Origin of the sequence: Streptomyces sp. NPDC059456, assembly GCF_042750055.1 — a bacterium.
In the GTDB taxonomy this organism is placed as follows: Bacteria; Actinomycetota; Actinomycetes; order Streptomycetales; family Streptomycetaceae; genus Streptomyces.
Genome location: NZ_JBHYVA010000351.1, coordinates 1 through 8,555 on the forward strand (window position 1 = coordinate 1; position 8,555 = coordinate 8,555).

The window sequence follows — 8,555 nt, forward strand, 5'->3', positions numbered from 1 at the left end:
GACCGGAAGTCGGTCGAGGACCCCACCTGTTCGTACCGTGGCAGTCCACCGCTCGTGCCGGTGCGGCTGCGGGATGCGTAACCCCGCAGTTCGCGAAGCAGTGAATGACGGGCAATACTCCTCAGCGGCCCGACGCAGGCAGCCGGCAGCGTCGGCCGGCTCGTGTGGAGCGGCGACATCCCAGGAAACAGGTGGCCCCTCCCGGGGCACAGGGCGGCGGACCCTCAGGGCCCGCCAGGACGAGGAACGCCGGCTCGGCGCCACACCCGGCTCGCCAGATTGGCACGGCCGACTCAGGTCAGGTCCGGTCGGGAATCGAACGAGCGGTGCCGGGCGACGGGGTCCGTTCATTGCAGTGATCTGCATGGACACGCGGAGGATTGTCGCTGTGTTGGCAGAGGAAGCCGAGCAGCAGATCCAAGCGGGGCTCGGAGTCCTCCCCGACCGCCCCTTGCCAGGACCCGGCACTGCGCTCAGCCGCCCATTGCCTCGCAGTACCGCTTCAGCCCGGCCGCCTCCATGTCGACGTACCGGCGAGTCAGCTTGCCGTACGCCAGCGCGAGCAGCGGCGCCATGAAACCCTTCTGCTGCAGGCCGAGCACGACGCGGGACCGGCCCGCGCCGAGCGGCTCGATCCGGTGCGTACTGATCGTGGTGAACACCGGGTTCTGGGAGCGCCACTCGAAGCTGCGCCCGACCTCCATCTCGGTGACCTGCCACACCTCGGTCGCCAGCTTGAGCTGCCGGACCTCCGCCTCGCTCCCGACCGCCACCGGGCCGCCGGACAACAGCCGTACGCTCGTCTTCGACACCGTCCAGCGAGGCCAGCCCTCGATGTCGGCCAGCACCTCCCACACCCGCTCCGGCGCTGCCGCGACATCCACCGTCACCTTGTACCGCACTCGCGTTCCTTTGTTCGAAGTCGATCCCCCACGGTACGGCCAGTCGCGTGGTGACGTTCACTCAGCACGTTCTTCCTGTTCGAAGGTCCGGAGCAGGTCGGCCGCGACGCTCACCGCGATCGTGGCGGGTTCCTTGCCAGTGATCTCCGTGATTCCGAGGGGGGTCTTGATCCGAGCGATGGCGGCTGCGTCGTGGCCGCCCTCGCTGGACAGTCGGTGCCGGAACCGCGCCCATTTGGCAGCCGAGCCGATCAGTCCGATCGTGCCGAGACCTGCGGTGCGCAGGGCGGCGTCGCACAGTGCGGCGTCCTCGGCGTGGTCGTGGGTCATGATCAGGACCCGAAGCGGCCTTCGACTCCGCCGCGCCCGGCGCGGGCGGAGCCGGAGGCCGCTGGACGTCCACACCAGTCGCGCGCCCGGCGCGAACGTCACCCCTTGGGGCGCACCTGGTGGAGGGGTCGGTCCTGACCCGCTCCCGGTGAGCCGTGGGCGATACGCCGTGCGGGGCCGACTTCTTCACCGGGCCGCCAGAGTTCGCTCTGCTGTTCGGGGTCTCGAAGTCTGCCGCGGACCACATCATCGACCACCTCGGGCCGATGCTCGCGCTCCAGCCCCGAAAGCGGTTCGCCACGGCCGGCCAGTGGCAGACCGGCGACCTGGTCCGGCACCGATGCCGACCCCACGGGCGTCGACCGGCTCTGGCAGGCCTACCTGCGGCGTTTCGACATCGAGCACACCTTCCGCCTGTTCAAACAGACCCTCAGCTGGACCTCCCCGAAGATCCGCATGCCCGAAGCGGCGGACCGCTGGACCTGGCTGATTCTCTCCGCCTACACCCATCTCCGGCTCGCCCGGCCACTGGCAGCCGACCTACGCCGCCCCTGGGAGAAACCTGCACCCGTCGAACGTCTCACGCCCGCCCGAGTCCGCCGGGACGTCCGGCACATCCGCCCGAAGACCACCTGCCCGGCCGGTGCACCGAAACCTTCCCGCCCCGGACCCGGCAGGCCACCAGGCCGCAAGAACACCAGGCCCACCCCACGCCACGACGTGCACACAGTCCGCAAAACCGACACCACGAAACCGAAGACGAAGAAGTCGACGACCCCTCGCCCACGCCGCACAGGTTAAAGATCAAGTTAGGCGTTTCTCACCAGCCGCAAACGGCGGCATCCCTACGACGTGCCCGGCGGTACGCGTCTACTCCGCTCAATCGACACGAACGCTCGCCATGGAGAGGTAGGTGTGCCGTCCGGATCCAGGCCATACGGCCACAGCCTCGTGAAGTTTCCAGCTCCCCGGCCAGTCGGTACAGGGCTTCGGTGTTGCCGTGGTCGGTGGCCTGTCGGGCCAGGGTTTCGGCGCCGTCCTGGTCCCCGGCCTCTTCCCGCCTGATGGCCAGGTGGTACAGGGCTTCGTGGTTGCCGTGGCGGCCAGGTCGTGCTCGCGCCGCACATACCCGGGCATCGTCCGCGTCCCCGACCTCCCGGGCCCGGAGACGCCCTCTCCGGGCCCCGCCGGGTGGACTTCCAGGTCGTGTGGATCCCACTCACCGATCGAACGCCGCGGCACCGACCGCGCCTCACCCTCGGTGTCCTCGACCGCGCTCCGCTGCAACTCCCGCAGCTCCTCCACCGGCAGCTGCAGTGCACGGGCCAGGGCCGCCACCGTCTCGGGCGAGGGTGCCGGCTTCGCCGGCGAGAGCGCCTCCGATACCGTCGTGCGCCCCGGCCCGGCGCGCCCAGCGAGATCCGTCTGGTTCAGCCGCATGCGGGACATCCAGGCCCTCAGCCTTTCCCGCAGCTCGGTCAGCGCCGGATTCTGGCCGTGGTGCTCGTCGTGCACGGTGCGCCCCCAGGACCGTCGTGTTCGCCGGTGTTCATCTTCCTCCCGGCGAACTCCGCCGAAGACGGATTCCGCGACCTTCGACCACGTCAACACCCACTGCGTACCGGGAGATTGCCGTAACCGTCGCCGTAGTCCTGCTCACCACCGCCTTCGTGACCGTCGTCGCGCTGCTGGCCGCTGCCGGCGCGGGCAAGCTCGCCCGCATGGACAACGCCAGCTACCCCACCGCCCTCAACCGCGCCGCCACTACCTTCGCTGCTGTCATCACCCTCGCCGCCGTCGTAACTGGCACCCTCGCCACCCTCCTCACCTGACGAGCAGCCAACTTCATCCCAATATGTTCCCGTTTGTGGCTGGTGACAGAGTTCTTACCTGCACCCCTTCTTCCCGGAGAGCCACGGCTCACAGTCCGCGAGATTCACCGACCGTCTCAGCCCCCACCTTCCGAACCTCATGACCATCACGCTCCAACGCCACCTAAAATCCGGACACCCGGACGGGCTTACTGCGATCTGCCACATGGCCCACTCCCTCGACGAGTACTGCTGGCGCAACCGTGCTCCAGACGGACGCGATGCCGGCCGCCGACGCGCCTACTACGCCCTCACCCCCGACGGCCGTCGAGCCACCATCCACGAAATCCAGACGCGCGGCTTCCTCACTCCGAGGAAGCCGACAGGCCCGTTGGACGAAACGACCGACAAGCTGCAAAGAACATCGTGGCTGATCTGTGGCCGCCACCGCCGTGAGCCGCTTCCGCAGCCGTGACTTCGGGAGGGCCTGGGCGAGGTGCGTCGGGCCTACACCGGCATTCGGCGCAGGCCCCCCGAGTCGAACTCCAGGTCAAAATGCTCCATATGGCCGACGTCCTCGCCGAAGCCGGGAGAGACTCCGCCCATGAGGTCCACGCCCGACGGCCCTGATGCCCGGTACGCCCACCTCGCGCATCGTGGCTGCCGCTCACGAACGGCGGCCGCGTACCGCGCGCACCACCTCCGCAACGGCCTTGAGAACCGTGGCGCGGTCGCGTGAGGCGGTCCCCTTCAGGGCGACCGTCACGATCGCCACGGCCGTGGCGGCCGCAACCAGCATGCCGGCCACGGGCACCAGGGCCCAGGCAGTGAGATCCATGGCAGTCCTTCCGTCCGCGCGGCCGTCCGTCGGTCCGCGCGGGGCCCATCCCAGCGGATCGCCCGGGGTCGGGGAACCTTTACCGGATCGGATGGACCGCGGCAGCGAAGAACCAGTTCAGAGGCTTGGCGCGCCGACCGTCGGCAAGAGTCGATGGATCCGGCGGGCGCGGAAAGGACAGGATGAGCACCGCAGGGGACCTGAGCGCCGGACGTCGGACGCTCCGCGACGAGCTGTTGGGGTTGGAGACCGAGGCGCTCCAGGGCAGGAAACGCTTGGCTGCGATCAAGCTGGCCAACGAGCGCCGGACGGCGAAAGAGCTTCCGGTGCTGAAGGCCACCACCGTCGGCGGCTGGTTCGAAAGGGGCACACCGGCCAAGGACTTCGAGGACCTGTGGGAGCTGGTCAAAGTCCTGCTGGAGTGGTCCTGGCAGCTGCGGTCCGCGGCCCTCGGCAAACCGGACCGCGTCAAGAGCGAGTCGGAGTGGCGGAGCAGCAGGGAGCTCTGGAAGGCGCGGCACGAGCAGGCCAGGACCGCCCGTCCCCCCGGCCGGGCCGCTACTGGGCGGAAGATGCCGAAGGGGTTCGACGCCGCACGCCAGGCATGCCGTGCGGCGCTGCGCCGGCGGTACGCGCACGTCGAGGTCTTCGCGTCCGGAAGCGATCCGGTCGGCCGTCCGCGGCTCCGGCTGAGCGACGTGTTCGTCGCCCCGACGGTTCGCATGGATCCGCCGGCGGGGCAACCCTCGTACGGCCCGCCCGCGGTCGGCGGCGTCGAAGCGTACGGCCGCGTCGGCCGGACGTACCGTGACCGTCCGGTCCGCCGTGTCCTGCAGGTGCTGGCCGACGAGTCCGCTCGGCGGATCGTGCTGCTCGGGAACCCGGGCGCGGGCAAGTCGACGCTCGCCCGGTACTTGGCGCTCGCGCTCGCGGAGGCGATGGACACCGATCCGGCGCGCGACGCCGCCCCGGCCCGTGGCCTCGCCCCGGACCTCGACCCGCTCGCCGGATCGCTGCCCCTCCTGGTGGAGCTGCGTGCGTACGCCAACTCGATGTGGCGCTCGTGCACCCTCCTCGACCTCGTCGAGCGCCTGCACCACACCAGCGGGCGGGGCTTGCCCAGAGACGTGGTCGAGGAGTACCTGCGCGGCGGTGGCCGCGCCGTGGTGGTCTTCGACGGGCTCGATGAGCTGTTCGACCCACGGCTGCGTGAGGAAGTCACCGGCGAAATCGCCGGGTTCGCGGAGCGCTATCCGAGCGCCCGTGTCGTGGTGACCTCCCGGGTGATCGAGTTCCAGCGGGGGGTGCTCGAACGCGAGGGCTTCCAGGCTTACACGCTGCAGGACTTCGACCGGGAACAGATCGACGCGTTCGTGACCGGCTGGTACCGGTCGGCCCTCCCGGCGGACGAGGCCGAGGCGGCCCGGCTGCGGGAGCGGCTGCTGGCGGCCATCGACGACTCGCCGGCAGCGGGCGAACTGGCCGGCAATCCGCTGATGCTCACCATGCTGGCCCTCCGCGGTGAGCACCGTGACCTGCCGCGGGACCGGCGCGGGGTGTACGAGCACACCGTGAGCGCGTTCATCGCGCAGTGGGATCCGAGCCGGTACTCGCACGACGAGCGGATGGCCGAGGACGTGGGCCACCTGCGTGAGCGTGACCGGCTGGAGCTGCTGGGCCGCGTGGCCCGTCGGATGCAGGACGGGGACGGGAGCAGGGACGGGGCCGGGAACGGGGCCGGGACGGCCGGGAGCCTGCTGCGCGAAGAAGAGCTGGTGGCGGCGATCGACGGCTTCCTGCGCAGCAGGTTCCCACCCGAACGCTCGATGGCGCTCGCCCGCACGATGCTCGACGAGTTCCGCGCGCGGACCGGCATCCTCAGCCACTTCGGAGCGCGCATGTACGGCTTCCCCCACCGCGCGCTCCTCGACTACCTCGCCGCGGCGGACATCCTGCACCGGCTTACCGGCGAGCGCAGCCTGACCGCGGACGCCCTCGTCCACCAGGTGTACGGCGAGCAGTGGGCCGACCCCGCCCGGCACGAAACCCTCGTCCTCGTCGCGGGAATGGTCGAACCGCACCTCGCCGGCCGGATCGTCGGCCACCTCCTCGCCGCCGACCCGCTGTGGTTCGTCCGGCGGCCCGGGACGTCCTCGGACGAGACGCCCCACCACATCGTGCTCGCCGCCCGCTGCCTCGGCGAGGTCCGCGACCCCGACCTGCTGCCCGCGCAGTGTTCCGCCGTCGTCAACGCGGTGATCGCGCTGATCGAGTACATGGTCACGGAACGGGCGTTCCCCGGTTCCCCGGTCACCCGCGCCGTCGTGGAGACGTTGCCGCCCGTGCTCTGCCGGCTCGGCGCACGCAACTCCGGTATCCGTGAGCGCTACCACGACTGGTACTTGGCGCGCGGCCAGTTCCTGAACGTCATGAGGGAGGGGTCGGACTTCGCCTGGTTCGAGGTGCCGCCGGCCGCACGGGTCGGCGCCGCGCTCCTGCGCGACGACGGCGGGTTCCGCGACGGCCTGGTCGGTCAGGCCGTCTTCGGGTCCACGCCCGCCGACAGGGAGGAGGCGCTGCTCGCCCTCATCCAGGAATGGCCCCACGACGCCCAGGTCGCCGGACTGCTCCGCGAGTTCGCCGAGAAGGACCCCGACGCGAACGTCAGGTACGGCTCGATGCGGCTGTTCGCGATGATGCGCCCGTCGGAGCCGTCGGAGCCGTCGGAGCCGTCGGACCAGTCCGCCGCGGACTGGCTGCGGACGTGCCTCGCCGACGACGACCCGCACCTGCGGCGGGGCGCGCTCGCCGCGCTCGCCGAGGTCCGGCGGGGCGATCCCGAGACGTTCGCCGCGTTGCGTGAACGCGCCACTGGCGACCGGGACCACCGGGTCCGCCTCGCCGCGGTGAGATGCCTCGCGGCCGACTGGCCGGGCGACCCGGATGCCGCAGACGTCGTACGCGGGTGCGCCGCCGACGATCCGGACCTGTACCTGCGGACCTCCGTGTTCAACGTCCTCGTCGAGGGCTGGCCCGACGATCCCGAGACGGCGGCACTGCTGCGTTCGATCGCCGCCGACCCGGACGGCGAGAGCTGGGTACGGGAGAAGGCGGAGTGGGCACTCGCCCGCACCGAGACCCGGACCGACCGTGCCGACTCGGCCTGGTCCGCGTACCCGTCCTCCGAGGAAAGTCCGCGATACGCCGCGCTGAAACCCCTCGTCGACCGGCGCGACGACCCGAAGACCCCGATGCTGTTGCGCGAACGGGCCGAAACGCACCCCGACGGCAAGGTCCGGGAGGCCGCGGTGCGGGCGCTGGCCACGGGATGGCCCGCCGATCCGCGCACGCTGCCGTGGCTGTGCGGACTCGCCGCCTCCGACGCGAGCGAGCGGGTGCGAGAGGCCGCGCTGTGGGCCGTCTACTCCCTGTGGCCCGACCATGACGACGCCAGGGCGTTGCTGCGCGCGGTCGCCGGCGGCGTGGGCGACGCGCAGGCCCCCCGTTCGGTGGCCGTCCTCGCGCTCGCCGCCGGATGGCGCGGCGACCCGGAGACCAGGTCGCTGCTCGTCGACCTCGCTCGGGACGGCGATGCCACGTACGTACGGGCGACGGCGGTGCGGACGCTCGGAGCCGGCTGGCGCGACGCCCCGGGCACCGTCGCGCTGTTGCACGACAGGGCCGAGCACGACCCGGAACACTGCGTCCGTACGGCCGCCGTCCAGGCCCTCGTTATGCACCGGCGCACCCCGGACACCGCCGTCCTGCTGCGCCGGCTCGCCACCAACGACCCGTACGCCCACCTGCGCGCGGACGCCGTCCACCACCTGGCGGCCGGCTGGCGCGACGACCCGGAGACGGGGGCGCTGCTCCGGCGGATCGTCGCCGGCCCGGCCGACGACATCACCCGAATCGCGGCGATCCGGGCCCTGGCGGGCGGCTGGCGCGACGACCCGGCCACCGAGGCGCTGCTGCGCGAGCGGGCCGCCGACGAGTCCGTCTGGGGACTGCAACGGGTCGCCGTCGAGTCACTCGCCGAACGGTGGCCGTACGACCCGGAGATCCAGACGCTCGCCGACCGCCTCGCCGACGACTGGTAGCAGCCGGGAGCCGAAGGCCCGTCCGCCCCTTGGGGGCCCGTGTGCTTGGCGCGGCTGCCGGGCAAACGGCCTTCTCGGTGAAACCGTGGTAACACTGAGTCGGGTCTGTTTCTCCATCGCCGACCCGACTGAATGAGAACAGCTACTGGCTGAAAAAACCCCAGATCAAAAGAGTGGACCCCGCGCCCGCGGGGATCTTCCCGCCTCAGGCACGTCCACGACTGCCGAGTGGACCCCGCGCCTGCGGGGATAGTTCGGGGATCAACTGCAGCCGGCGCCAGATGCCCAGGTCGGACCCGCGCTCGCGGGGATGGTCGGCTGCCGTGGAACGCGGCGTCCCGCAAGGGCATATCGTCCCGGAACCTGCGGGGAGGGTCCGGGGTCCAGGACAATCCGGCTGCTGTTTCGTTGCCGCGCCCGATCTCCGCCTGTACCGAAAGCAACCAAACGAAAACGGAGACCTTGGCCGATAGAATCCCAGTTCAGATAGTGTCGCCCCCGCCCCCGCGGGGGTCCGGCAACCCCCCCACCCCCGCCGCCGTGCTACCCGCCGGCGGCCCCCCCCCGCCCGGGC

General features: G+C 71.2%; 6 protein-coding genes and 3 pseudogenes. 5 read left to right on the forward strand and 4 right to left on the reverse strand.

The annotated features are described in order from the left end of the window. Nucleotides 1-473 precede the first annotated feature (473 nt). The gene (locus ACFXA3_RS26280) at nt 474-902 is read right to left on the reverse strand and encodes an SRPBCC family protein (protein ID WP_385190754.1); all 429 of its coding nucleotides are present in this window, start codon (nt 900-902) and stop codon (nt 474-476) included. Nucleotides 903-959: 57 nt separating this feature from the next. Then, a pseudogene (locus tag ACFXA3_RS26285) lies at nt 960-1,253 on the reverse strand (XdhC family protein); the annotation flags it as partial. A gap of 179 nt (nt 1,254-1,432) precedes the next feature. Between ACFXA3_RS26285 and ACFXA3_RS26290 the strand changes: the two are divergent. Together ACFXA3_RS26290 and ACFXA3_RS26295 are read left to right on the forward strand one after the other, a co-directional pair. Further along, nucleotides 1,433-1,531 (forward strand): annotated as a pseudogene (locus ACFXA3_RS26290) (IS5/IS1182 family transposase); the annotation flags it as partial. A gap of 25 nt (nt 1,532-1,556) precedes the next feature. Beyond that, nucleotides 1,557-2,033: pseudogene (locus ACFXA3_RS26295) on the forward strand (transposase); the annotation flags it as partial. 78 nt (nt 2,034-2,111) lie between these two features. Here the strand turns inward: ACFXA3_RS26295 and ACFXA3_RS26300 are convergent. Further along, entirely contained in the window at nt 2,112-2,681 is a 570-nt protein-coding gene (locus ACFXA3_RS26300; RefSeq protein WP_385190760.1) for a helix-turn-helix transcriptional regulator, read from the reverse strand. A gap of 221 nt (nt 2,682-2,902) precedes the next feature. Between ACFXA3_RS26300 and ACFXA3_RS26305 the strand changes: the two genes are divergently transcribed. Together ACFXA3_RS26305 and ACFXA3_RS26310 are read left to right on the forward strand one after the other, a co-directional pair. Next, nucleotides 2,903-3,064: a hypothetical protein gene (locus tag ACFXA3_RS26305; RefSeq protein WP_385190762.1), complete on the forward strand. Its 162-nt coding sequence runs from the start codon at nt 2,903-2,905 to the stop codon at nt 3,062-3,064. A gap of 139 nt (nt 3,065-3,203) precedes the next feature. After that, nucleotides 3,204-3,518: a hypothetical protein gene (locus ACFXA3_RS26310; RefSeq protein WP_385190756.1), complete on the forward strand. Its 315-nt coding sequence runs from the start codon at nt 3,204-3,206 to the stop codon at nt 3,516-3,518. Between the two features lie 192 nt (nt 3,519-3,710). Here ACFXA3_RS26310 and ACFXA3_RS26315 read toward each other — a convergent pair whose 3' ends face one another. Then, on the reverse strand, nt 3,711-3,881 hold the full coding sequence (locus ACFXA3_RS26315; RefSeq protein WP_385190757.1) for a hypothetical protein: 171 nt from the start codon (nt 3,879-3,881) through the stop codon (nt 3,711-3,713). A 182-nt stretch (nt 3,882-4,063) separates the two neighbouring features. On the opposite strand from ACFXA3_RS26315, the gene ACFXA3_RS26320 reads away from it, so the two are divergent. After that, on the forward strand, nt 4,064-7,981 hold the full coding sequence (locus tag ACFXA3_RS26320; protein WP_385190759.1) for a HEAT repeat domain-containing protein: 3,918 nt from the start codon (nt 4,064-4,066) through the stop codon (nt 7,979-7,981). The last annotated feature ends 574 nt before the right edge of the window (nt 7,982-8,555 follow it).

Bases quoted from the DNA above. Each gene is read 5' to 3' on its own strand.
- ACFXA3_RS26300 (WP_385190760.1), bottom strand. From the start codon at position 2,681: ATGTCCCGCATGCGGCTGAACCAGACGGATCTCGCTGGGCGCGCCGGG.
- ACFXA3_RS26320 (WP_385190759.1), top strand. From the start codon at position 4,064: ATGAGCACCGCAGGGGACCTGAGCGCCGGACGTCGGACGCTCCGCGAC.
- ACFXA3_RS26315 (WP_385190757.1), bottom strand. From the start codon at position 3,881: ATGGATCTCACTGCCTGGGCCCTGGTGCCCGTGGCCGGCATGCTGGTT.
- ACFXA3_RS26310 (WP_385190756.1), top strand. From the start codon at position 3,204: ATGACCATCACGCTCCAACGCCACCTAAAATCCGGACACCCGGACGGG.